This window comes from Gammaproteobacteria bacterium (assembly GCA_027296625.1).
Classification (GTDB): domain Bacteria; phylum Pseudomonadota; class Gammaproteobacteria; order JAKEHO01; family JAKEHO01; genus JAKEHO01.
The window spans coordinates 1-25908 of sequence record JAPUIX010000106.1 but is presented as its reverse complement, the minus strand read 5'-3'; the positions used below and the strand labels follow the sequence as shown (position 1 = coordinate 25908).

General features: G+C 54.8%; 18 protein-coding genes and 2 tRNA genes. 3 read left to right on the top strand and 17 right to left on the bottom strand.

Annotated features, from left to right (window positions below):
* The 5 genes from O6944_05640 to O6944_05620 form a co-directional block, all read right to left on the bottom strand.
* Nucleotides 1-1400, bottom strand: a 1400-nt coding sequence (locus O6944_05640) for a sodium:solute symporter family protein (protein ID MCZ6718617.1), incomplete at its 3' end; no start/stop codon positions are given.
* On the bottom strand, nucleotides 1400-1624 hold the full coding sequence (locus O6944_05635) for a hypothetical protein (protein ID MCZ6718616.1): 225 nt from the start codon (nucleotides 1622-1624) through the stop codon (nucleotides 1400-1402). The genes O6944_05635 and O6944_05640, both read right to left, overlap by 1 nt.
* Nucleotides 1625-1938: 314 nt before the next feature.
* Nucleotides 1939-2823, bottom strand: coding sequence for an isocitrate lyase/PEP mutase family protein (locus O6944_05630; GenBank protein ID MCZ6718615.1), 885 nt, complete (start codon nucleotides 2821-2823; stop codon nucleotides 1939-1941).
* Nucleotides 2824-2970: 147 nt separating this feature from the next.
* Nucleotides 2971-3594, bottom strand: coding sequence for a glutathione S-transferase family protein (locus O6944_05625; GenBank protein MCZ6718614.1), 624 nt, complete (start codon nucleotides 3592-3594; stop codon nucleotides 2971-2973).
* 69 nt (nucleotides 3595-3663) lie between these two features.
* A complete protein-coding gene (locus O6944_05620) occupies nucleotides 3664-4332 on the bottom strand; it encodes a glutathione S-transferase N-terminal domain-containing protein (GenBank protein ID MCZ6718613.1) in 669 nt (222 codons plus the stop codon).
* Nucleotides 4333-4490: 158 nt separating this feature from the next.
* On the opposite strand from O6944_05620, the gene gorA reads away from it, so the two are divergent.
* The gene (gene gorA, locus O6944_05615) at nucleotides 4491-5852 is read left to right on the top strand and encodes a glutathione-disulfide reductase (protein ID MCZ6718612.1); all 1362 of its coding nucleotides are present in this window, start codon (nucleotides 4491-4493) and stop codon (nucleotides 5850-5852) included.
* A 29-nt stretch (nucleotides 5853-5881) separates the two neighbouring features.
* On the opposite strand, the gene O6944_05610 is transcribed toward gorA, so the two are convergent.
* The 8 genes from O6944_05610 to O6944_05575 all read right to left on the bottom strand — a co-directional run bounded on the left by O6944_05610 (nucleotide 5882) and on the right by O6944_05575 (nucleotide 20752).
* A complete protein-coding gene (locus O6944_05610; protein ID MCZ6718611.1) occupies nucleotides 5882-7897 on the bottom strand; it encodes an ABC transporter ATP-binding protein in 2016 nt (671 codons plus the stop codon).
* 28 nt (nucleotides 7898-7925) lie between these two features.
* A complete protein-coding gene (locus tag O6944_05605) occupies nucleotides 7926-8342 on the bottom strand; it encodes an acyl-CoA thioesterase (protein MCZ6718610.1) in 417 nt (138 codons plus the stop codon).
* The gene (locus O6944_05600) at nucleotides 8342-12184 is read right to left on the bottom strand and encodes an AMP-binding protein (GenBank protein ID MCZ6718609.1); all 3843 of its coding nucleotides are present in this window, start codon (nucleotides 12182-12184) and stop codon (nucleotides 8342-8344) included. Before O6944_05600 ends, O6944_05605 begins: the two co-directional genes overlap by 1 nt.
* Before the next feature lie 152 nt (nucleotides 12185-12336).
* A complete protein-coding gene (locus tag O6944_05595) occupies nucleotides 12337-13647 on the bottom strand; it encodes an acetyl-CoA C-acetyltransferase (GenBank protein MCZ6718608.1) in 1311 nt (436 codons plus the stop codon).
* The gene (locus O6944_05590; GenBank protein MCZ6718607.1) at nucleotides 13599-16091 is read right to left on the bottom strand and encodes an acyl-CoA dehydrogenase; all 2493 of its coding nucleotides are present in this window, start codon (nucleotides 16089-16091) and stop codon (nucleotides 13599-13601) included. The genes O6944_05595 and O6944_05590 overlap by 49 nt, the downstream gene beginning before the upstream one ends.
* A gap of 60 nt (nucleotides 16092-16151) precedes the next feature.
* Complete coding sequence (locus O6944_05585) at nucleotides 16152-17561, bottom strand: ABC transporter permease (GenBank protein MCZ6718606.1); 1410 nt, start codon at nucleotides 17559-17561, stop codon at nucleotides 16152-16154.
* Nucleotides 17562-17624: 63 nt separating this feature from the next.
* A complete protein-coding gene (locus O6944_05580; protein ID MCZ6718605.1) occupies nucleotides 17625-18602 on the bottom strand; it encodes an ABC transporter permease in 978 nt (325 codons plus the stop codon).
* Nucleotides 18599-20752, bottom strand: a complete 2154-nt coding sequence (locus O6944_05575) for an ABC transporter substrate-binding protein (protein ID MCZ6718604.1) — start codon at nucleotides 20750-20752, stop codon at nucleotides 18599-18601. Before O6944_05575 ends, O6944_05580 begins: the two co-directional genes overlap by 4 nt.
* Before the next feature lie 147 nt (nucleotides 20753-20899).
* Between O6944_05575 and O6944_05570 the strand changes: the two genes are divergently transcribed.
* The gene (locus O6944_05570) at nucleotides 20900-21691 is read left to right on the top strand and encodes an enoyl-ACP reductase (protein ID MCZ6718603.1); all 792 of its coding nucleotides are present in this window, start codon (nucleotides 20900-20902) and stop codon (nucleotides 21689-21691) included.
* Nucleotides 21681-22931 (top strand): dicarboxylate/amino acid:cation symporter, encoded by a 1251-nt coding sequence (locus tag O6944_05565; GenBank protein MCZ6718602.1) that lies wholly within the window; start codon nucleotides 21681-21683, stop codon nucleotides 22929-22931. The genes O6944_05570 and O6944_05565 overlap by 11 nt, the downstream gene beginning before the upstream one ends.
* Before the next feature lie 437 nt (nucleotides 22932-23368).
* On the opposite strand, the gene O6944_05560 is transcribed toward O6944_05565, so the two are convergent.
* The 4 genes from O6944_05560 to O6944_05545 all read right to left on the bottom strand — a co-directional run bounded on the left by O6944_05560 (nucleotide 23369) and on the right by O6944_05545 (nucleotide 25798).
* Entirely contained in the window at nucleotides 23369-25273 is a 1905-nt protein-coding gene (locus tag O6944_05560; GenBank protein MCZ6718601.1) for a SurA N-terminal domain-containing protein, read from the bottom strand.
* 73 nt (nucleotides 25274-25346) lie between these two features.
* Nucleotides 25347-25423, bottom strand: a tRNA-Asp gene (locus O6944_05555).
* Nucleotides 25424-25432: 9 nt separating this feature from the next.
* Nucleotides 25433-25508, bottom strand: a tRNA-Val gene (locus O6944_05550).
* A 14-nt stretch (nucleotides 25509-25522) separates the two neighbouring features.
* The gene (locus tag O6944_05545; protein MCZ6718600.1) at nucleotides 25523-25798 is read right to left on the bottom strand and encodes an HU family DNA-binding protein; all 276 of its coding nucleotides are present in this window, start codon (nucleotides 25796-25798) and stop codon (nucleotides 25523-25525) included.
* Nucleotides 25799-25908: the final 110 nt, after the last annotated feature.

Below are 25908 nucleotides of genomic sequence, written 5' to 3'. Positions count from 1 at the left end.
ACCTTCCCCCCCACAACAAAAATCAGCCCCCCATAGGCGAGCACCAGGGCGGTCGCCACCCCGAGCACCAAGCCGACCAAAGTTGGCGCCGCCTTCAATCCCCGCCAGTGGATCCCGATCATAAAGGCCGGCACCAGCTGTACCAGCAGGTCAAACTTTCGATCCAGCAACATGACAAGCGATGCCCGATCGCGTAAAACCACTGCCAGCGCCACCAAGACAATGATCACAACCCAAGAGAACCATTCACCGATTCGCATGAGCCGGCGTTCCGATCCCCCAGGGCAGAGATGCCGGGCGTACAGATCCTTGGTCAACATGGACGAGATGGACAACATGGCCGAATCGGCCGTCGACATCATCGCCGCGAGCACCGCAGCGAACATCACCACCACCATCCAGTAGCCGAAAAGAGAGCCCGTCTGGATCGTGCCCAGGATCCGGGTGAGTACCTCATCGGTTGCGGCCGCTGGGAGGCCCGGGAGGTAGGCAATTGCCATCACCCCGGCAATCACGACGATCACCGTCGTGGTCAAGGGTAAAAACGCCATGATGGCGAGACTGCGACGCAGCACAGCCGCGGATTTTGCGGCATAGATGCGCTGGATGGCTTGTGGGTAGAGCGCACCGCCCAAACCCACCAGCAGGACATAACTCAGCCATTCGCGGTTGCGCTCAGCGTCAGGCGGCGCGGCCTTTAGCGCGGTTTCCTTTGAACCGGCCAGGATGCGTTCCGTTGCTTGCTCAAGGGTCCCGAATTGATCAAACAGCAACACCAGCAGGATACCAAAACCCAACGCGAGGATTGCGCCTTGTATCGCATCTGTCCACGCCACGGCCCTAAGCCCCCCCAAGGTCCCGTAGATCACCATAATGAGCGCCAGGATGATGACGCCCGTGGAATAGGCCGCATCCGAATGGGTGGCAGATAAACCCTGCATCGCACGTCCCATGGCCATCAGTTGTGCCAGCAGAAAGTTGCTGAGCACAACCACCATGAGGACCGTCGCGAACACGCTCAGTGCATTTGAGCCAAAGCGATCGTTTAAGTAGTCCGTAGGCGTGATGTAGCCCTTTTGCTTCGCAAGCTGATGCAAGTGCGGGGCAAACAGCAGATAACAGATGACGATGGCGGTCATGAACTGAACGCTCATCACCCAGGCGTAGCCGATGCGATATGTTTGCCCGGTGAACCCGAACAGCGTATTGCCGCTGTACTGGGTCGCATACAAGGTCAAGACCAGAATGATCAGCCCGAAACCACTTCCTGCAAGAAAAAAGTCCTTAAGGGTTTGCTCACGGCGCGCGCGATACCCCGCCCAACCGATAACGAGCAATGAGAGCAGATAGACCCAGATGAAGATCCACGCGCCGAGATCAAAAGGCAAAAGCTCCGACATCACGGATCTTCCATGTCGGCTTCTGAATCCTCCCCTGGCCACGGGCGCAACAATAACCAGGCAGTAAGGCAGGATGCCAGCATCGATGCCGCGATCGCCACCACCACCCATGCCGGCATACCAAACCAGATCGTTCGGTCATGGCTCGGCCAATACCAGGGAATACCAATCGCGAGGAGTAGAAGGTAGGCAAGCCACACGAGCCAGGGGAATCTTTTTACCATCCTACACATTTACGTTGCTTTCGCGTCGCTGAACATTGTGGGAGCAGCACTCTTTATTATTTGAATTATTTGACACGCGCTAAGAACGAGCGGCGTGCTTGGTTTGATTTAACTCTTGTCCCCATTGCAGTATGGTGTCTGCAGCCGATATCACACGGGACGCCGGCATAAATTGCAAACAGTCGCTTAGGCTTTCTATATGCCGCTCGCATCCTTGGAGATTACAGGGCACACAAGCCCCGATCCCTTGGAGCAGCAAGACGTTGCGAACGCTGATTGCCTACGCCGTCCTAATCAAAACACTCAGCGCGCGCCTATGACGTGCGCTTACTCAAGTCCTCACGCAATGACAGGAATTCGTTAACACCGAGAATATCCTTGATTCCATCAAAGCCAACCATATTGTCTGTCAGAGACTTCGTATGGCCATCGCGCCTGAAAGCCTCCGCCATCTCGCCCATTACCTTTGCCGTCAAGAGTACGGAATCGATCGGGGCGACAACTATCTTGTAGCCCATCTCCTCCAATTCACTCGCGCTGACAATCGGGGTTTTACCAAATGCCAACATATTAACCAACTTAGGGTACTCGACTTGGCGACTTATGATCTCAAGTTCGTCAATTGATCTAGGCGCTTCAACAAACGCTACATCCGCGCCTGCATCGCAGTAACGATTTACACGATCAATTGCATCATCGAGCGAGTTGGGTTCGCGTGCGTCGGTACGAGCGATAAACATAAAGTTTGGATCATTGCGTGCGCGTATTGCTGCTTTAAATTTCAATACCATTTCATCAGCGGGAATCACCTGTTTGCCTTCGAAATGCCCGCAGCGTTTCGGAAAGATCTGATCTTCCAGGATGATGCCGGCCGCGCCTGCGCTTTCGAACTCGGTGACACAGCGCATGACGTTGTGGAGATCACCATGACCTGTATCGGCATCCGCAATGATAGGGATAGACACACGATACGCCATACGGCGAACGGCCTCCGTCATTTCCGACATACCGAGAAAATTCAGATCAGGCAAGCCATATATACTTGCACTGGTACCAAATCCGCCGATGAACACCGATTCAAAACCCGCCCGTTCAATCAGGACAGCAGTCAACACGTCATGCGCACCTAAGAGACGAATAACACCAGGCTGCGCCATCAAGCTACGGATCTGATCGGTTGGAAGTGCTTTAACAGACATACCGCCTCCCATGAATTTTGCTAATGATTTCCTTGCAGTCGGATACCGCGCATCCCCTCTACGCATGCAGGATGTAGGCAGGTGCCCGGCATATTACACGAGCACCCCTCGTCCGCAAAGCGCTGACAGGAAGCGCTTAGTAAGCAGTTACGACTTCGTCGGCGCCGATCGCTTCCAGGCATCCAGTACTCGAAGACCGGCATACCAACGCTGGATTTCACCATAGGACTCGATCGGATATTTCGCAGTATCTGTGAGATCAAGCAACGAGCCCACAGAAAAGTCGGCAAGCGTGACAGAATCACCCACCAACCACGTCCTTCCTTCAAGATGTCGATTTAACACATCAGCAAACCGATGAAACCGCTCTTCGGCCTTCGCGATTTCAGCCGGATCAGGCGGCCCTAGATCAAGCATCTTTTTCACCAAGCGCTCGTAAATAAAGATGCCACAAGCGGCGCCCCAATGGCCCAGTTGCCAACATTGCCAGCGGCTGATGTTGGCTTGGACCTTGGGGTCGGATGGCCACAAGGTATTGCCCGGTCTCTTGGAAGTTAGGTATTGCATAATCGCATTGGATTCCCACAACACAAAGTCACCGTCTTCAAGCACGGGGATCATGTGGTTGGGATTGAGTCTAAGAAACGCCTCTCGCATTTGTTCACCCTTGGGCAGGTCTACCAGCTCAAGTTCAGCCTCAAGGCCAAGATCGTAGATGACCGCCAAAACTCTACGGGAATTGGGGGAAGGCGGAAAGTGATAAACTTTCATTCAATTTCTCCTAATCTATTGTGTTTCACCCTATCGCATTCGGACCGATTCCATGAGAAAAGTGAGGAGTCAAACGAGGATTCTCGATACACGTTGCCTTAACGCTTCTTCCTCCTTTTCGTAATCGATAGCCTCAGGCACCGCCTTTCCGCGTAGCACCGCGGGACGCTTGCCGATTGCATCCAACCAACGTTGAAGATTGACCAGACCTTCAATTGAGACGCCCGCCCATTGATAAGCTTGTACCCATGACCAGCTGGCAATGTCAGCGATGGAATAATCACCCGCCAGAAACTCGTGACGTTCAAGCTGACGATCAAGCACCTCATACAGACGCCTTGTCTCCCTCTGGTACCGGCCAATCGCATAGTCGATTTTCACTGGTGCGTAACGATAAAACACATGGGCCTGCCCCTGCATCGGCCCAATACCGCCCATCTGAAACATCAGCCACTGTATGACCCGGGAGTGACCTTTGAGATCGACCGGCATGAGCTGGCCCGTTTTCTCCGCCAAATAAACCAAGATAGCGCCCGATTCAAAAACGACGAAGTTATCGTTATCCCGATCAATAATGGTTGGGATACGCCCGTTAGGATTGAGTTTAAGATACCAGGCTTGCTTCTGTTCTTTCTCATGCAGCGTGATGGATCGAACCGAATACTGAAGTCCCAATTCCTCCAACGCGATCGAGACCTTCCACCCATTCGGTGTTGGTGACGTATAAAGCTCAATCATGCCATCTCCTATCTATGGTGCTGGACCGATTGTCGCAAGTGAGTCAAACTGGGAAGACTAAGAATATTTCGTATCCCACAATACGTTAATCAAGGTCAATCGCCAAACGCTGTCCTCTTGTTAGAAGGTAGCCAGTTCAATTTATCTGGGAGTTAACCGTGGCAGAACATGATTTCGACCTATTTGTGGTGGGCGCCGGATCGGCTGGCGTGCGGGCTGCCCGGATGGCAGGGGGTTTTGGGGCACGGGTTGCCATCGCCGAAGATCGCTACCTCGGAGGCACCTGTGTCAACGTCGGTTGTATACCGAAGAAGCTGTTGGTCTATGCATCGCATTTCTCGGAGGATTTTGAGGATGCGGGGGGTTTCGGCTGGACGGTGGGCAAATCGACCTTCGCCTGGAAATCGCTGATTCAGCGCAAAGACGTCGAGATCGAACGCCTGCACCGCGTCTATGCAGAGCTCTTAGCCGCCGCCGGTGTGACGACCATCAAGGGGCACGCCGGGCTTGCTGATCCCCATACGGTTGTCGTGGATGACAAGCCCTATCAGGCCGAGCGCATCGTCGTCGCGACGGGCAGCTGGCCGGTGGTCCCGGAATTTCCGGGCTCTGAATACGTCATCACTTCCAATGACGCCTTTTTTCTCGATGAACTGCCGCAGCGTGTGCTCATCGTCGGTGGCGGCTACATCGCGGTCGAGTTTGCCGGCATCTTCGCTGCACTCGGGAGCGCCACCACGCTCATCTATCGCGGCCCACTGTTCCTGCGGGGTCTCGATCACGATATCCGCGAATTCTTAGCAGCCGAGATGACAAAGAAAAACGTGGAGCTCGTCTTTAACACGACCATCGAGGCGGTGGAAAAGATTAGAGGTCAGCTCAAAGCACACCTGTCAGACGGATCACAGCGAGAAGCCGAGCGCATTTTTTACGCCACGGGCCGAACACCCAACGTGAAGGGCTTGGGGCTTGAAGCGCTCGGCGCCAAACTCGATGCGCGGGGCGCTGTGATCGTGAATGAGGATTTCCGGAGTTCGGTGCCGTCAATCTACGCCATTGGGGATGTGATCAATCGAGTCAAACTCACGCCTGTTGCACTCGCTGAAGGCATGATGTTAGCCAAGACCCTATACGGCGGTAGCAGAGGTCCCCTCAACTATACCGATATTCCCACGTGCATCTTCAGCCAGCCGAATGTCGGCACCGTTGGACTCACAGAGGAGCAAGCCCGCGAGCAGTGTGGTGCGTGCAAGGTCTACAAATCGACGTTTACACCGCTCAAGCACACGCTGAGTGGTCGCAATGAAAAAACCTTAATAAAACTCATCGTTGAACAGGACAGTGACCGGGTTGTGGGCGCACATATGGTAGGTCCCGACGCGGGCGAAATCATCCAAGGTATCGCCATTGCGCTGAAAGCGGGTGCAACAAAAGCCACGTTTGATGCCACCATAGGTATTCACCCGACAATGGCCGAGGAATTCGTCACCATGCGGGAGTTCCAGCTCGAATGGCATTGAGAGGTTCATGATGGCACAGCTCCCCGGACTCAATCCGTATACAGATAACACCGCGCACTGTGGCTATCGCTAAACGACGCAGACGGAGGATAAGCGTCCTTGCATTTCGCCATTACCTGAGGACAACGGGGATGAAAGTGGCAACCGATCGGTGGATTGGCGGGTGATGGCATATCGCCTTCCAGGCGAATGATCTCTCGTTTTGTTTCTTTATCGAGCACCGGGACTGCGGAAAGCAGTGCCTGTGTGTACGGATGTTGCGCATTGTAAAGTACTTCTTCCACCGTTCCCTGTTCCACAATTCTTCCCAGGTACATCACAGCGACATCATGGGCCAGGTATTCCACAACGGACAGATTATGGGTAATAAAGAGGTACGCCAGTCCAAAACGATTCTGAAGATCTTTAAACAAATTCAAGATCTGTGCTTGCACCGACACGTCGAGTGCACTGGTGGGCTCATCACAGATAATCAACTTCGGTTCCACCGCCAGCGCCCGTGCAATACAGATGCGTTGACGCTGGCCACCAGAAAACTCGTGTGCATAGCGGGATTTGATGTCAGCACTGAGCCCCACCTGTTCGAGCAATTCATCTACGCGATCTTGACGCGCTTTACGATTCTTCCCGATGCGTTGCGCAACCATACCCTCTTCGACGATATCCGCGATCATCATGCGCGGATTCATCGAAGCGTAGGGATCCTGAAAGATAAATTGGATGTCCGTGCGCCGTCGCCGAAGGGCCTGCCCTTTTAATTCAGTGAGCTCCTCCCCGTTAAAGACCACGCTGCCCGCCGTTGGCCGAATGAGTTGCAAAATGCCCTTCCCTGCTGTCGTCTTACCCGAGCCCGATTCTCCCACGAGCGCGAGCGTCTTAGCTGCAGCGATGTGGAGTGAAACACCATCGACCGCGCGCACATACCCAACCGTCCGTTTGAAGATGCCTTTCTGAATCGGAAAATAAACCTTGAGGTCCGTGACCTTTAATAAATGTCCATTCATGGATATCGGCTTTGCTACTTTGCGTCCCGGCTTAGCGCGCTCAATGTTGGTCACCGGCTTCGTGTCTTCATATCTTGCATCGTAAAGGTGACAGCGAACACGTTGTGCCGTGGATACGTTGCTCCAGCGTGGCACGACCTCGCGGCAAGGCGTCCATGCATAGTCGCATCGGTCCTCGAATCGGCACGCTGGGAATTCCTGCGTCAATTGCGGCACAGACCCACGGATCACCGCCAGGTGTTGATCGCGCTTCGTCACCATTGGCAACGATTCGAACAGTTTCTGTGAGTAGGGGTGTGCCGGCGTCTCAAAAAACGCGTCGCGTGTGGCCTGCTCGACGATTTGCCCTGCATACATCACAGCCACATCATCTGCCATTTCAGCCACCACACCGAGATCATGGGTAATAAGCAGTATGGCCATGCCCGTCTCCTTCTGCAGCTTTCGCAGTAGTTCGAGGACCTGAGCCTGAATGGTGACGTCGAGCGCGGTCGTCGGCTCATCGGCGATCAAAAGGTCGGGTTCGCCCGCGAGCGCAATGGCGATCATGACCCGTTGCTTCATGCCACCGGAGAGCTGGTGCGGATACTCATCATAGCGCTGGGCGGGTTCCGAGATCCCGACAGCATCCAATAATTCCACGACGCGTGTCTTCTCCGCTTGACCTTTGAGACCCGCATGTCGACGCAGCGTCTCGCCAATCTGATCACCGATCGTCAGTACCGGGTTGAGTGACGTTTGAGGTTCTTGAAAGATCATGGCGATGCGCCGGCCACGGACATCGCGCATGCCCGCCTCCGGCAGCTTCATAAGGTCCTGGCCATTGAGCAACACGCTGCCCGACTTGATCTGGGCGCCGTAAGGTATGAGTCGCATGATAGATAGTGCAGTCATGGACTTGCCGCAACCCGATTCACCTAAGAGCGCAAAGGTTTCACTCGGGCGGATTTCCAGATCGATCCCGTCGACAGCGCGCACGGTGCCCTCACCCTCACCGATCCACGTGCGAAGATCCGATACCTTGAGCAGGGTATCTTTCATACGTCGGTTGTTTCCTCGTCGGCCGCGATCATGGTTCATAGCCTTCGGGTGGCACAATACGCGGTCTGCGGTTCTCGTCTAGCGCCACATAAGTCAATATCGCCTCAGTGACTTTGATACATTGCTGAGGCTCAACACGACGCTCGGCAAATACCTCAACTTTCACCGTAATGGATGTGCGCCCGACCTTCATGACGTCCGCATAACAGCTGATCAGATCTCCAACGAACACAGGCTGATGAAATTCAAAGGACTCCACGGCCACGGTCGCCACACGACCACGTGCGCGTTTGATCGCAGGGATGCTGCCTGCGATATCCACCTGAGACATGATCCAACCGCCGAAGACACTCCCCTCATGGTTCGTGTCGGCTGGCATCGGAACAAGGCGAAGGGTCGGTTGTCTATCCTTGGGCAAAGATACGGCATCATCGACGTTTGTCATCACACATGTCCTTCATACAGTCGAGCAATATCATCGGCATGGCTTTCATAGATGTGAGCGCGCTTACTCTTGAGTGTCGGCGTCAAAAGCCCGTTGTCGACGGTCCACGGCTGCAACGTGCAGGCAACGCGTCGAACCTGCGCGTAACCCGGAAAGTCGTGGAGGTGTGTCCCGATACGCTCGCATATGATTTCTTCGACACGCTCGCTTTGGAGGTCATTGACATCCAGTCCATGTTCGGCCGCCAGACTCTTCCATTGTGCCGTGTTAAGCACGGCGATCGCCGCCAGGTAAGGACGCGATTCACCGACCACTACGATCTGATCAATCAAATGATCCGTGACGATCGCCGTCTCCATATCATGCGGTGGAACTTTTTCACCGTTGGCCAGCACAATGATATCCTTGAGCCGCCCGGTAATGTAAATGTGCTCGCCCTCGATACGCGCCATATCACCGGTGTGCAACCAGCCGTCACCGTCGATGGCTACAGCACTCGCCTGGGGATCGTTCCAATATCCCATCATCACGTTTGGGCCTCTGACCAATAATTCCTCATCTTCTCCAATGGCGACCTCGACACCAGGGAATGCCGTGCCGATACTTTGCGGGATGTTGCTATGCATGCGGTTCACGGATACGACTGGACTCGCTTCAGTCAACCCATATCCGTGCAACAAGGGTACACCGAGTGCAACAAATACCTTGGAGATTTTTGGGGAGAGCGCCGCTCCGCCGCAGATCGTGAGCCGCACGCGTCCACCCAGTCCATCGGTGATCTTGCGCGCCACAAGCTGCCTGAAGATCGGCCACAACAACAGTGAGGGATGCCACGCGGCTCTGCCTTGTTGATTTTCAAATTGACGCCAACCAACAGAAACCGTCGTATCAAAAAGCCAACGGGCGAGCCATCCGGCATCATTCAGTTGTGCCTCGACTCGACCATAGATGCGCTCAAAGATACGCGGCACAGAGATAAGACAGGTGGGCCGTACGGTCTTGAGATCCTCTGCAAGTTCGGGGATACCGCGTGCAAAGGCCACCGTGGCACCCGCCATCATCGGCGTGTAATAGCCGACCGTACGCTCAAAGGCATGAGACAGCGGCAGGAAAGAGAGAAACAGATCACCCGGGTGCACGAGGACAGATTTAAGGCCGGCTTCCGCATTGCTCAGGATATTCCAGTGACTCAGCATGACGCCCTTGGGACGGCCTGTGGTGCCCGAGGTATAGAAAATCGTTGCAAGGGCATGGCGGTCGCTATCTCTCGCTTGTAACTTCGCGGACTTCTTGGGGAGCCATTCGGATGCGCTCACAACGCGCGGGTCAGTTGCACTGGAGATTGGCTCAACGCTGACGATGCGTTGTACAGTTTGAAAACGGCCCACTGCCCTGCGGATCCTTCTCCACTCATCAGGACCGCCTATCACGAGTAATTTTACCCCGGCATCTTTGACGATATACGCGACGCTATCTGCGCGATCGTCCCGAAACAACGGAACGACCACGAGGCCCAAACCCAATGCAGCCTGTTCAAAGAAAACCCACTCACGACTGCTTCGCATCATCAATGCGACGCGGTCTCCGGCTGCAAGCGATTCCTGCGCCAGCGCGGCCTGCCATCGGGCCACCCACTTCGCCATGTCTTGCCACGTGGCATCGGTCCACGCGCCACTGGCCATATCGAACTGGCGATATGCGGTTGCCGTGGGTGTACGCCGCACGCGTTCGCGAAAGAGACCTGCCAGGGTGTGGGCCGTTCCCGCCGGAATGATGCCAGCGCTGGCTGATAGCGGCTGAGGATGTCGTTGCACGAGACGCGCCCAGCCCGCATCCGGCTTAAAGCGCCTGCCGTACGCAGCTTCCATTTGGGTAAGCGCCTCTTTCAGCTCTGCGGCACCTGTATCCAGGATGTGGTGCATGGGACCCCCGCGAAAGGGTGCGAAACCGGTACCAAAAACCATGCCGGCATCCAAGAGATCCATATCCTCAACCACCCCCTCACGCCAACAGGCCACCGACTCGTTCAGCATCCTCAGCATCAATCGGTCTTGGACGTCGTCGGGCACAGGTTCATTTGTCTGCGACGCTCCGTTACGGCGTTGACCTTTCGGGTAGGCATAAAAGCCACGCCCGGACTTACGCCCAAGGGCCCCGGCCTTGACCTTCTCCCGTAGCAACTTGGGTACCTCCACGTCCAGACTTCCAGCCAAGATTTCAGCAACGGACAGGCAAATGTCTAAACCCACCGTATCTGCAAGCTCAATGGGGCCCATGGGCATGCCGAAATCCTTCGCCGCCTTATCAATCGCAGAAACCGGTACCCCTTCGTCGACGAGTGTGACGGCTTCCAACAGGTACGGCATCAGAATACGGTTAACCAGGAATCCAGGGGCACTTTTGACGGGCAATGGCAGACGATCAATCCACCGGCAAAATGTGTAAGCCTTGGTCAAGACCTCGGGTCCCGTTTGTTTGCCGGCAACCACCTCCACCAGCTGCATCTTGGACACCGGATTAAAGAAATGAAGGCCGACCAGGCGCGTGGGGTCCTTGAGGCGCTGGGCGAGCTGCTCGAGCGGGATGCTGGATGTGTTGGTTGCCAGCACGGCGTTCTTTTTAAGGCGGGGCTCAATGGATCGATACAGGGCCTCTTTTGCCTTGCGATCTTCAATGATGGCCTCAATAACCACGTCGGCCCGCCCGATTCCGCTACCTTCATGATCAGGCGTCAGGCGGTCCATCGCCGCCTGCACAAGCCGCCTTTCCTTAAGACGCGTTTTAAAGAAACCATAGGCACGCGCTACCGCCGGGGCGATCCACTCAGGCGCTCGATCTTGCAGGGTGACCGTTAAGCCTCGCAGCGCGCACCAGGCAGCAATGTCTCCCCCCATGACGCCGGCCCCAATGACATGCACGTGCTGGACAGGGGCATGGCTCCCTCGTCCGAGCGACTTGAGGTGCTCCTGCAAAAGAAACACACGCACCAGGTTCCGTGCGGTTGAGCCCACGACGAGCCTCGCAATCGAAGGCCCCTCCTCTCTCAGCATCCGGCGATAGCGCCCGCCATGGCGCCGCCAAAGATCAATGAGCGCGAAGGGCGCCGGATAATGGGCGGGCGATGCACGCTTGGTGACCTGGGCTCTTAAGTAGCTTGCAAGGAGCGGCCGTACCCCGGGCGCGCTCGCGAGGCGTTTACCCATGGAAGCTCGCTTAACTTTCGGCATATCCCGGATGAATCGGCGCGAAGCGTCCGCAAGATGGCGATCGGACACCACGGCGTCCACAAGCCCAAGCGACCTGGCTCGTGTTGCGGGGACCGTGCGCCCGGTGAGCATCAGATCCATGGCATGGGTCGCGCCGAGGAGCCGTACCAGTCTTGCCGTGCCACCGAAGCCGGGATGGATCCCGAGTCGAACCTCTGGCAGTCCTAAGCGGGTCGCGGGATCGTTTCTCGCCACGCGATAGCGACATGCCAAAGCCAACTCCAAGCCGCCGCCCAGACAAAAGCCGTGGATCTGGGCAACGCTTGGAAACGGTAACGCTTCCAGGCGATCAAAAACGGCGTGGCCCTGACGGATGACGCCAAGGGCTTGCGTTAAGTCTGTGAGCTTGGTGAATTCGGTGACGTCGGCGCCGGCGATAAACCCGCCTGCTTTGGCGGAACTGATCACAAGACCGCCAGGTTCGTCCTTGGCGAGTCGCGTAAGCAACCGGTCGAATTCCTTCAACACGGCTTGAGACAGGACATTGGTGCCCGTCCCCTGCTTATCCAAGTGCAACCACGCGACGTTTTCTTGATCGACGGTTAGTTGCCAGTGCTTGTATCGACTTTTAGCCACTCTTATCGGTTTGCATTAAAGACATCCTTCCCTGGCCCATTGACGCTCGGCTTCTGCGAAGTAAATTCGAAGGCGCCTCCAAATTGCTCCACCAGAGCGGAGTACCTCGTCAGCACATCGTGGTGCTGAATAAAATGCGATAGTGGATAGACCTATGCGGCGTCACGCGCAACCAGCATCGCGCCACCCTGACCACCTCCAATGCAGAGAGTCGCGATCCCCTGATGTGCCTGATTGCGCTCCAAGACGCCGAAAAGATGCAAGACAAGGCGCGCGCCGCTGGTCCCGACGGGATGGCCGAGACCGATGGCGCCGCCGTCTACATTAAGACGTGTGGTATCAAGCTCACCCATGGCACTGGCTACCCCGAGTTCATTTCGGCAATAGCCCTTATCTGCCCAGGCTGCCAGACACGCCAACACCTGCGCGGCAAAGGCTTCGTTGATCTCCCAGTAGTCCACGCCATCGAGATCTAAGCGATGACGTTTGAGTAACGGTGTTGATGCATGCACGGGCCCGAGACCCATCTGTCGAGGATCAAGCCCCGCCCATTCGCTATCCACAATCCGCCCTAACACCGGCAACTGGTGGCGTTTGACGGCTGACGGGCTTGCGAGAATGAGCCAGGCACTTCCGTCTGTGATCTGGGCGCTGTTACCTGCTGTGACCCGCCCATACTCACGATCAAAGACTGGCTTCAATTTTGCCAGCGCATCCATATTCGTATCGGGTCTGACACCATCGTCCTTATCGTAATAATGACCGTTATGATCATAAATCGGCTCGACCTCGCCAAGACGCCCCGCCGACTGCGCTGCTGCCAAGCGTTGATGACTTTCCACGGAAAAACGATCCATCGCCTCGCGGCTCACCTGAAAGCGGTGGGCAACGACTTCGGCAGTCTGGCCCATTGAGAGTCCCACGATGGGATCTGTCAGGCCACGCAGTAGCCCAATAATCGGTTTCAGAAACGCCGGCCTGAACTCACGTAGTGCCGTGACTCGGGCCGGCAAGGTGTTAGCCCTATACCATTGGCTAAGCCAGGCAACCATGGCGTTACCCAGCAACACCGGCGCATGGCTCATGGACTCAGTGCCACCGGCCAAGATCAGATCGGCGCGGCCACTGGCGATGTCTTGCGCCGCATTATCCAGCGCCTGCATGCCGGATCCACAATTACGCTGCACCGTGAACGCCGGCACGGTGTCGCCGCAACCAAGGCGCAAGGAAACGACGCGCGCGATGTTGGCTTCGTCGGGACCGGACATGACGCAACCCAGAATGACCTCATCAAGATCACATGGCTCAAAGGGCTGGCGTGCGAGCAAGGGTCTCGCAGCATTCATCGCGAGATCCGATGCGCTGAATGGTCCGGGCTTGCCTCGCGCCTTCAGGAACGGCGTGCGGCTACCATCTACGACATAGACGGTTCGGCCTTTAAGCTTTCGCGTTCGCTCTGCCATTTCATCTCCTCCATTCCTATTGCATCTGCAGCAAAATCGTCGACACGCACGATCTCACGTCTCGCATCAAGGGCATCCCGCACGACGCTGGCCTCATGCGCATCAACGAGGCCATCGGCAAGTGCCTCATCAATGCTCTCCTCAAGTGTCTGCGCAGCCAGCTGCTGGCTGCGCATCGCCTTATAGAGTTTCCTCTCAATCGGGTCGGCCGCCACGACTTTTACCAACGCATCCTCAAGTTGCGCCAAGGGTTCATTGGGCGCATGCGGGGTAAACAGCCCATCTGTGAGACGCTCGCGCGCAGCGGATGGCGTAAGTAAAACACGAGCGACATGATGCCCCAGCGCATCGTTTGGGGCCCGGTAAGGCTTACCAAAGGGAAACACCACGATCCGGAGGATTGTCGCGATGACACGGTAAGGAAAGTTATTCAACAGCCCATCCAAGCCTTCCTGGATCGCGTAGAGCGAAGTCTTACAGGCCCACTGCATCAGTACAACGTCTTCTTGGCGGGTACCCTGGTCCTCAAAGTGCTTTAAGACCGCAGACGCAAGATACAGGTGGCTCAATACATCGCCGAGGCGAGCGGAAAGCTTTTCCCTACGCTTTAGCTCCCCACCCAAGAGCAACATTGTGGCATCGGCAACCAGTGCAAACGCTGCACTCATGCGGGAGAGCTGACGATAATATGACGTGCTTGCGCCAGGGGTAACACCGCGGATAAAGCGCGCACCTGTCAACCCCAACCAGAAGGCGCGCGCCTTGTTACTCCCTATAAATCCAATATGGGCGAAGAACGCGCGGTCAAATGCAATCTCGCCTCTCACCTTGTTCGGATCTTTCGCTGCCTCCATTTCACGCAAGATGAAAGGATGACAACGGAGCGCACCCTGACCAAATATGATCATGCTGCGCGTGAGAATATTCGCCCCTTCCACTGTAATGCCGATCGGTAATGCTTGGTAACTTCGCGCGAGGTAGTTTCGCGGGCCCATCATGATGCCTTTGCCGCCATGGACGTCCATTGCGTCATTCATTACCTGGCGCGCATATTCCGTGAGGTGATATTTCACGATGGCCGTGACGACGGATGGCCTCACACCTTGATCTAGGAACCCGAGTGTCATGACACGCGCTGCGTCCATTAGATACGTTGTCCCTGCGATACGGGCGAGCGCTTCCTCCACACCTTCAAACTCTCCAATCGGCACTCTGAATTGTTTTCGCACGCGTGCATAAGCGCCCGTTACACGGCATGCGAGTTTACCCATCGCTGTACTGAGTGCTGGCAATGAAATCCCACGACCATCAGCGAGCGACTCCATGAGCATGCGCCAGCCTTGGCCAGCAAGCTCCGGTCCGCCGATGATCCAATCCATCGGAATGAATACGTCGTTGCCCTGCGTAGGACCATTCTGGAACACCAGATTGGCTGGATAATGTCGTCGGCCGATAGTTACGCCCGGCGTATCCGTCGGGATCAGCGCAAGCGTGATACCAATGTCTTTCTGTTTGCCCAGGAGCTCATCAGGATCATAGAGCTTAAAAGCAAGCCCTAACAAGGTCGCGACCGGCGCAAGCGTAATGTAGCGTTTATCCCAATTGAGCCGCACGCCCAAGACATTCATCTCGCCTTGAAAGTCACCGCGACAAACGATGCCGGTATCGGGCATCGCGCTGGCATCGCTCCCGGCTTCTGGGCCTGTGAGCGCAAAGCAGGGGACTTCTTCACCGCGGGCGAGGCGCGGCAGGTAATGGTCCTTTTGTTGTTCCGTGCCGTAACGCAGCAGCAATTCGCCCGGTCCTAAAGAGTTCGGAACCATAATGGTCACGGCCGCTGACACACTGCGGCTTGCAACCTTCATCACCACTGCCGAATGGGCGAGTGCCGAAAACGCAAGTCCCCCATAGTCCTTGGGAATAATCATGCCAAAGAAGCCCTTCTCCTTAATGAACTTCCAAACCGCCGGTGGCAGGTCCCAGCGTTCGTGGGTAATGTGCCAGTCGTCCAGCATCTGGCAGAGGTCCTCCACCGGGCCATCAAGAAAGGCCTTCTCGTCGGAGGTCAAGGAGGGTTCGGGCATGGCGAGCAGCTTCCCCCAGTCCGGGCGCCCAGAAAATAGCTCCGCATCCCAGCCAACATCACCCGCTTCCACCGCCTCGCGCTCGGTCTGGGACATGGCAGGCAAGCGTTCGGAAAAGAGCTTAAACACCCATCGGCTCATTAGCCGGCGCCTAAGCGGATACACATTCAGTGGTATAAAGACTGCAAAAAACACGAGCCACAAAAAAACCAAAGAAGGGATGCCCGCATCAGCTAGCCAGGTAAATGCGGCTAAGGCCGCTGCCACGATTGCCGTGCTTAGCCATAGGGACGTGCGCAGATAGGCGAGTGCCCAACCACCGAAAAAAAGCACGATCACCAAGCCAAGCCAAGCGTTCATGAGCCTACATTCCTTCTTCCATCATCGATCCACACAGGGGCGAACCTTTGCGACAGCGCATCAGGCGCGCGTGATCCGGAGTCGGGGATCGAATGCATCACGCACTGTATCAGAGAAGAGATTGGCAGATAGCACCAAGCCGAACATAAAAATAAATGCTGCAGCGAGCGACCACCACACAATGGGATCCCGAGCAAGCTCCAAGCGTGCGCTGTTGATCATATTGCCCCAACTCTGCATGCTGGGATCAACACCGATGTTGATATAAGACAGAACGGCTTCTACGAGTACAAGCGCACTGAAATCAAGTACCACCGTAATCAATACGATGTGCATAACATTTGGCAAAATGTGGCGCATGATAATTGAGAAGTGTCCAACGCCAAAGGCCTGGGCTGCCTGGATATAGTCGATTTCCCTGAGTTTTAATGCCTCACCCCGCAGTAAACGACAGAGTCCAGTCCAGCTGGTTATGCCGAGGATAATGACCAGAAACAGCAGTCGAACATCGGCACGAGCCTCCAAGCTGGTAAAGCTGTCTGCATGATTTGCCATATAGACTTGCATCATAAGGATCGCGGCGGCTATCAACAGTACACCCGGGATTGAATTGAGTGTGGTATAGATGTATTGGATGACATCGTCGACCCAGCCGCGGAAATAGCCGGCCATGATTCCGAGCAGTATAGCAAAAGGCAGCATGACGAGCGTTGTCAGCGTCCCAATAATGAGTCCGGTGCGGACACTCTTCAATGCCTGATAGAAGACATCCTGACCCACCTTGTCAGTGCCGAGGATATGGTATTTGACGCCCAGGTGTGCGGCGAGAAAGATGCTCGCAAGCAACACGCCCAAGGTGATCAAAATGACATCCCAGGGTACGACCGTATAGCGCTTCACAACAGCACGCAAGGTCTCTTGCATCGTTGTACGAGCGGCGCGTGCAAGCGTGCCAATAATAAAAAACGCGAAAACGATCCACACACCCAATGCCTCAATGAGCGCAATGGCCGACGTGTGCAGGATATCGGAAATACGGTCCTTGGCGGGATCTTTCAGGTGGGCGCCACCATATTTAAGCCGAGGATATGCCCGCACCTCTCGCCCATCCGGCAACTCAACCGTCTCCTTTGCATAGAGATGGGTTGCAAAGGGCGCGGAATATGTCTTTTCAACGTGGTGGCGCAAGGGTGCGACAATCACATCGAAGAGGCTCAATACTTCCGTAGAGTAGCGGACCTCCCCATGGGCATCGGTGCCATCCAGCCGTGGGTGGAAATGGATCGAATCGAGTAATCCAATCGTGACATAGGCAAAAAGAATCACTGCGGAAGCCATACCCAAGCGACTCTTGGCTACTTGCCGCCAGGGTGCGCGCAGGTGTTCTTTCCGTCGCGCATAGAATATGAACGCAACGACGACGAATACCAGCAAGTAGATCAATACATCTGTCGAAAGCAAAACGAGCATCGTGATCTCGATCTATAGAGTGTTACGAAGCTGGATCCACGGTGAGGTCAGTCATTCGCACAATCACCCGAGCCGCACTCTCGGATCCACCACGGTATAGGAGATGTCCGTCAATAAAAGTCCGATGATGTAGAGCACCGAACCGAGAAAGACCATCGCGCGAACGATGGCAAAGTCCTGACTATTGATGGCATCAATCGTATAGCTTCCTAGGCCAGGTACCGCGAAAAACGATTCGACGATAAGGCTGCCCATAAAAAGCAGCGGTAGGATCGCGACGACCCCCGTGAGGATGGGGATCAGACCATTTCGCAAGACGTGCTTGTACAAGATACTGCGTTCCGATAGGCCCTTCGCTCTGGCGGTCCGTATATAGTCCTTGCCTATCTCTTCGAGAAACACCGTACGGTACCATCTAGTTCCCGCACCGATACCACCGATAACGCCGATGATCACTGGCAACACAATAAACTTGGCTGCGTTCAATCCCGTGTCATATCCGGATATCGGTACTAGATGGAGAAATTTCCCTACCAGGAATTGGCCGCCAATGATGTAGAACAAACCTGAGATGGACATCAGGATGACAGCCAACACGACGCCACCCACATCGATATACGTTCCCCGAAAGAATGCAATGAGCAGGGCAAAAGTGATATTCACCAAAAGACCAATGAGTAAACTAGGGATCGCAATGGCAAGGCTTGGCCACATGCGTTGACTGATGTCATAACCAATGTCACGGCCGCTATCCGAGCGGCCAAAGTCAAAAACAAAAAGTCTTGCTGATTTTCTGAAGAACATGGTATCCGTCAATCGCTCAACACCTGACGCCTCCAGGTTCCACAGTAGTGGTCTGTCATATCCCCGCTCGTGCTTCCACTTTTCAATGGCTTCCGGTGTAACCCGCTTGACGCCCAGATGCATGCGTGCCATGTCGTCCGGACTGTTAACCACAAAAAACAGCACGAACGTGAGGATATTGATCCCGATGAGTATTGGGATCGCATACGCCGCGCGGCGAACGATGTACGCGATCACAGGGCTGCTGCCTTTTCCCTGCGCCGAAAGGTGATGATCGCGGGGATGACACTCACGACAAGGACAATGATGAGCAGCACGGGCGGCCAAATGACCGGTGTATTCCAGGCCTCCCTCAACTTAGCGCGAAGCGTTGGGTCTACGCGCTTATACTTCAAGAGATTGTTAGCCATCAGGTTCGGTTTGGCATTCGAGTACCAGCTCTGGTAGAGGGAAAACCCGACCGGATGAAACCCCCATAACCATGGCGCATCACGCCGCACGATCTCAACCATCTCATCGATAACAGCCTGGCGCTCCGGGCCGCTATCCATGTCCTTGACCTGCACAAATAAACGATCAAACTCCGAATTTTCGTAATTAGCTGCGTTCTCACCGCCCTTGCCCACCTTGGCATTCGGTCCATAGAGTAGAAATAGAAAATTTTCTGGATCAGGATAGTCCGCATTCCAGCCCCATTGGAATATTTGTTCTGTACCGTCACGCATCTTCTGCTGAAAGCGATTGTAATCCGTCGCCCGGATGACCAATTGAATGCTGAGTTTGCTGAATTGCTTGCGTAACCAGTTTATTTGCGCCTTGGTATCGGGTCCCCTATCCAAGGTGTCAAAATAAAGAATCAATGATTTACCTGTCTTCTCATCACGTCCACCGGGATAGCCGGCTTCCGCAAGGAGTTTACGTGCTGCTTCGATGGGCTTACGGCGCGGCTTGCCATCAACCCAATCGTACACGTAGGGATTGATCCCCGCCTCATTCTCCCGATACCCGAAGATACCGGGCGGTATCGGCCCCTGGGCCGCGATCCCGCGACCATTTCTGAAGATCGAGATAAATTCCTCATAGTCGACAACAATGGAAATGGCCTGTCGCAACTTGCGAGCCCGTTCGCTGCGCCCGCCGACAACATCATCGCCCATATTAAAGCCCATATAGAAAGAAGAGGTCGTTACTGCAGTCTGCAGCTGGATCCCCTTCTCCTTCATTGCATCTGTGAGTTGTGCTTCCCCCTGGGTACTGAACTGAATTGCCTGGTCAAAGTTGTCCGAACTGATCCCTGAGGCGTCATAGTACCCTTGCAAGAACTTGTTCCAGTAGGGAATGGTTTCCTTCTCCAAGCTATACACAGCCCGATCAATAAATGGCATTGGTTTACCTGCGTCCGCGAGCAATCCCTGTGATTCATCGCCGGCCTCGCCTTCTGTGGGATACGGTTCACCCCGGAAATTCGGGTTTCTTGCGAGCACCATGCGTCGATTAGGATTATTCTCCTCAAGCATGTAGGGACCTGTCCCAACGGGATACCAATCCAACGTAATATTCCGTTCAACCATGCCAGGCTGGGTGTAAAACTTGTCGGCCTCCCACGGCATGGGGGCAAAGAAAGGCATCGCTAACCAGTACATGAACTGCGGATATTTGCCTTTGATGGTCACTTCGTAGGTATAACGATCGATTGCTTGAGCGCCTTCGAGCGAATACTCCGACAGATCAAGATAGACATCGCGATCGGCCCCATTAGTCAACTTGTTGTACGCTTCCCGTAGTGTTTCGGACAGTTGGGTTAAACCCTCGATATATTTCCCCATGAGCCCCGCGATTGGTGAATGTAGCTCCGGGTGCGCCAGACGCTTAATCTGGTAAACATAATCTTCCGCCACGAGCTCGCGAGTGCCCGTGCGCTTGAAATCCGCCAGCGTGTGTACACCCCGCAAATCGGATTCCGTGAGATCGTGATATACAAATTTACCATCACCGGATTTCGCAAACGCGGGGTGTGGCTGGTACTCAATCCCTGGTTGAAGTGTGATGCGGTAGACCGTGTATGCAATGTCTTCAGGAAGCGCTGAATCCGGCCATTGACGACCTGCACCATCCAGGTACACTGGCCTCGGCATCGTTGTGGCGGTGAGCGGCACGAGTTGATACGGCCGTTTTAAGAAATGATACTGAAGCGGCGGCTCGTAGATCTGTGCGATGAAAACATACTCGTTTGCGCTGTATGCGCGTACCGGATCAAGATGATTGGGACGCTCCGAAAACGAATCGTACAAAATATTCTGCTCGGCATCTGTGGCAGGGTAAGGATTGTTCCACGGCACCTCCGTACATGCAGGCACCACGATTTGCGCACCGAGCACGAATAGCATCGTCTGTCGGCGCATTAAGCGGCTACATTTCTCTAACAGGGTTTGCCTTTTCATCACGGGAGCATTATAAACGTCGCCTTGGGTCAATACACTTTAGACATGACCAAAACCGTATGAATTCCAATTAGCCTGGGAAGGACATCGTCTATGGGTTTTCTCGACAATAAACGCGCGCTCATTGTTGGTATTGCCAGCAATCGTTCCATCGCTTGGGGAATTGCAAAGGCGATGCGTCGAGAGGGTGCGGAGCTTGCATTTACCTACCAAAACGAGCGATTGCATGAGCGAGTGGAAAAACTTGCCGCAGAACTCGACTCCGACATAACCGTGCCCTGCGATGTCTCGAATGACGACGAGATACAGGCAGTGTTCCAACGCCTGGATGACTATTGGGACCAACTGGACATTCTCGTTCATTCAGTCGCCTTCGCACCACGCGAAGAACTCGAAGGCGACTTTCTCGAAACAGTAACCCGCGACGGCTTTCGTGTCGCACACGAAGTGAGTTGCTACAGTTTCTCGGCGTTGGCCAATGCCGCAAGGGCAAAGATGCAGGGGCGTAACGGTGCCATGCTAACAATGACGTATCTCGGTGCAGTGCGCGTGATACCGAACTACAACATCATGGGCCTTGCCAAGGCCAGTCTGGAGGCCAACGTGCGGTACATGTCCCAATGCCTTGGGCCGGAAGGAATCCGGGTAAACGCCATCTCTGCAGGTCCCATTCGAACCCTTGCGGCGGCCGGTATTAGTGACTTCCGCAAGTTTCTCAAGGTCGTTGAACAAACGGCCCCATTGCGGCGCAATGTGAGCATCGACGAAGTGGGAAACGTCGCCGCCTTTTTGTGCTCAGATCTTGCATCAGCGGTGACCGGCGAAGTCACGTACGTTGACTGCGGATTCAATACCATCGGCATGTCAGTACCCAGTGCCTCATAAACACGCCACTATCCTTCTCTGGGCTATCCTGATAGCCGTGCTCGCTGGCATCACCAGTGGCTGGTACTACGGTGAGGCCACCGCTTCGATCGCCTGGGTGGGTACGCTATTTCTCAACGCCCTAAAGATGACCATCATCCCCTTGGTCGTCGCCGCCATGGTGAGCGGGATCGCCGCATTAGGTGATGTACGCCGCTTAGGCGCAATCGGCGGACTGACGCTGCTCTACTATGCCGTGACCACGGCCATCGCCGTATTCATAGGGCTTGTTATGGTCAATCTCATTCAACCGGGTGCTGGAGTCACAGAACTGAGTGGATCCGTTCCCGAGATTGTGGCACCTCGGGAGCCGATGGGTATCACCGACATTCTCCTTTATATGATCAAGCCGAACCTTGTTGCGGCTGCAGCCGAGACGCAGTTGTTACCGATTATTATCTTCTCCCTGGTATTCGGTGCAGCACTGACCACCATTGGTGAAAAGGGAGAGCCCCTCATCCGTTTCTTCGAGGGGCTCAATGAAGTGATGATGAAGCTCGTCATCTGGCTCATGTACCTCGCGCCCATCGGCATCTTTGCGCTCATCGCGGCACACCTTGGCAAGGCCGGGGGCGGAGAGGGATTGATCGCGGAGCTGGCTGCGGTCGGCAGTTATGTGATGACCGTGCTGGCGGGTCTGGCCGTGCATTCCATTGTTTTGTTCGCGATCCTGACTCTCATAGCCCATCGAGGCCTCGCCTATCTAGTGGGTATGATGCGGGCGTTGCTGACTGCATTCGGCACGGCGAGCTCGTCTGCCACGTTGCCGCTGACGATGGAGTGCGCGAGAGAGAACGACGTGGATGCCCGGGCCGTCCGGTTCGTCCTGCCGCTGGGAGCGACCGTGAATATGGATGGGACGGCCCTCTACGAGGCCGTCGCGGCCTTGTTTATTGCTCAGGCCTATGGGCTCGATCTGAGCTTAACGGAGCAAGCAATCATCTTTATTACCGCCACACTCGCTGCAATCGGGGCCGCAGGGATCCCACAGGCGGGGCTGGTCACCATGATCATCGTGCTCCAAGCCGTGAATTTGCCCATGGAAGGGATTGGGCTGATCTTGGCCGTCGACTGGTTTCTCGATCGTTTTCGCACGGCAATTAACGTCTGGGGCGATAGCGTCGGTGCGGCCGTTGTCCATCGCTACCTGCCCGAATCTGCCGCCATCACTGAGCGCGAAGAGCAGCTCGTGCCGGGTTAACCCGCCGTATCGGCCACCAGAAGCTGCCTTGACGTCACGCAGGACGGACTTTTACAACATCTGTTTAAGTCCGGTACACGGAAGTACCGTCAAATTGCGGCCGCAATTTGGAGGCTCTGCGCGGATTCACTTCGCGCGGGCCGAGTTGAAAAAGACCAGGGAAGGGATTTTTCAACACCTGTTTAAGTTTCGAATTGCGGAAGCGATTCGGAGGCCCCGCGCGGATTGACTTCGCGCAGGCCGAGTTAAAAAAACGCCAAAGATGGACTTTTACAGCATCTAGTTAGCAGGACCCCTGCTAACACGGTACATGGATGTGCCGTCAAATTGCGAAGACTACGAGTCGAAGCAATTTGGAGGCTTACGACGAATTCACTTCGCGTAAGTCGAGCTGTAAAAGGCCAAGGATGGACTTTTACAGCATCTAACCAGAAACCCTAGATATTCTCGCTAAAGAGCCGAATATCCGCCTGTGCCCGGAGTTCATCGACGAAATCGATCCAATCGCCGTTACTGTGTGCCCTAAATAACTGATCTTGGCTTTTCTGCTTTGCCTCTTCCGAGGCGTTTTCCGGATCAGCATCCGTTACACCCAGCACGGCCACTAGCGCATAGTCCCCCGTCCCAATCCCAACACCGCCGTAGGCGGGGCCACTTGCCGCTGGCCGGCCTAGCTCAAACGCCGTGCGCAGAACGGCCTGATTGACGTCGGGGGATCGTCGCTCGACGTCCGTGACTTCTTTCCACTCGAGGCCCTCCTCTGTACCAATCACCTGCCTGTCCTCCCCCTCCCGAAGACGATCCAGCAGCATCGTTCCACGCTTTTCAGTCTCCACCTTTGCGTCTTCAAACTTGATTTCATCAATGATCTGAGACCGTACGGTGTCCAGTGGGAGCCGCGATTCCGGCTTGTGTTCAAGAACACGTAACACCACGAGGCGATCGTCGCTGAGTTCGATGGTATCACTGTTATTGCCGCCACCTAAAACCTCCTCACTAAAGGCAGCTTGTATGATCTTCGGTTCTGCCGTAATCCCTTCCCCACCGCGACGCTCAAAGAATGGACTTTCCTTCACCGGTAATTCAAGCGTTTCACTGACGACGCTCAACGTATTAGGATGCTCGAAAGTCAAATTCGCTAGTTCGTCGGCCTCGGCGAAGAATTGATGTTCAGCCTGGGTTTGACGATATTCCTGAACGACCTCCTCCCGCACTTCTTCAAAAGTTAATGTGCGAGATGGCTTGATCTCTTCCAGGGCGATGATGTGGAACCCGAACGGCGTCCTGACTAAGTCACTTATCTCATTGGGTTGCATGGAGAATACCGCTTCCTCAAACGCGGTATCCATCACGCCTCGACCAAAAAATCCGAGCTCTCCCGCCTCTATTGCAGGGCCAGGATCATCCGAATGTTCTTCTGTAATCGTTTCAATGGATTCCCCCCCTCTCACCAAATCAAGCAGACCAGTCGCCTTATTACGCGCCACGGTCACTTCATCCTCACTCGCGTCTTCCATCACCTGCACAACGATATAGGTTGCTCTTCGCTGTTCTTCAAAAGCGTAATCAGTCTTACGGCTATCGTAGTAAGCCAACACTTCATCCTCATCGACGTCGATACCTTTTGCAAGTTCTTCCAACGAAAGGTCAATATAGGCAATACGGATCTGTTCTGGCGTCGTAAACCTGCTCAGGTGCTCCTCGTAGTACCGCTCGATTGCATCCTCAGACACTCCTACGGTGGCCCGAACAGGCTCAGCAGAGATGATCGCAAAAGCAATATCACGAGTCTGGTTACTAATGCGTGTGAGTTGATCAACATCATACTTTGTAACCAGCGCTGTATCCGTAATTCCTTGACGCAACTGTTCAGTCACCATGTCACGGCGAAGCTGTTCTTCAAATTGCGCAGGGGTAAGTCCTAGGTTGCGCAAGCCTCGCTGGTAGAGATCATCGGTGAAAACCCCATCACGCTGAAAAGCAGCAAAGTTCCTGATACGTTCTCGCACTTGCTCATCGCTGATCCGCAAACCAGCCTTCAGTCCCGCTTGCATCAGCAATTCACTGTCGATCAATTGACGCAGTGCGTCCTGTTTGAGGACATCGTCTGAAAGGGCATTAAAGCGTTCACCTAAGAGCGCCTGCATTTGTTGGCGATATTGAAGATAGGCTGACTGAAACTGCCTGAGGGTCAGTTCCTCGTCGTTCACTTTCGCAACAACGACAGTACCACCTCCCCCAAAATAATAATTAATGCCCCAGAAAACGAACGGGACGGAGATCAACGCCACAATGATTATAGCGAACCAGCCTTTGGCCCAATCATGAATATTCTGAAGCATGATGTGAGTCTATAAGACGTCTTGTCCGAGAAAAAAAGGGCGCGCCTTTCAAAGGCGCGCCCGCTGTTAGTCCTGGCGGAGTGGACGGGACTCGAACCCGCGACCCCCGGCTTGACAGGCCGGTATTCTAACCGACTGAACTACCACTCCGGTGGCTGTTGGTGGGTGCTGAGGGGCTTGAACCCCCGACCTTCGCCTTGTAAGGGCGACGCTCTCCCAACTGAGCTAAGCACCCAAGGAAACTGACTGCTATTGATTTATAGCATCCTTGAGTGCTTTTCCAGCCTTAAAGGCGGGATTTTTTGAAGCCTTAATAAATATAGTTTCGCCCGTTCTGGGGTTACGACCGGAACGGGCGGCACGCTGACGCACATTGAAGGTTCCAAAACCAACGAGCGTGACCGGATCGCCCCTCTTTAACGCCCCAGTGATAGTATCAAGCGCTGCCTCTAACGCACGGGCCGCAGCGGCCTTGGAAATGTCAGCGGATTGCGCAATGGCATCGATCAATTCTGATTTATTCATAGTAATTCTTCCCCTTCTCGTAATTCCGCAAGAAAGTGACCGTGTACCCAAGGACTGTGGAATGAAAAAATCCGGAACGCATCATCCCCGTCTTCTTATACCAACTGCCC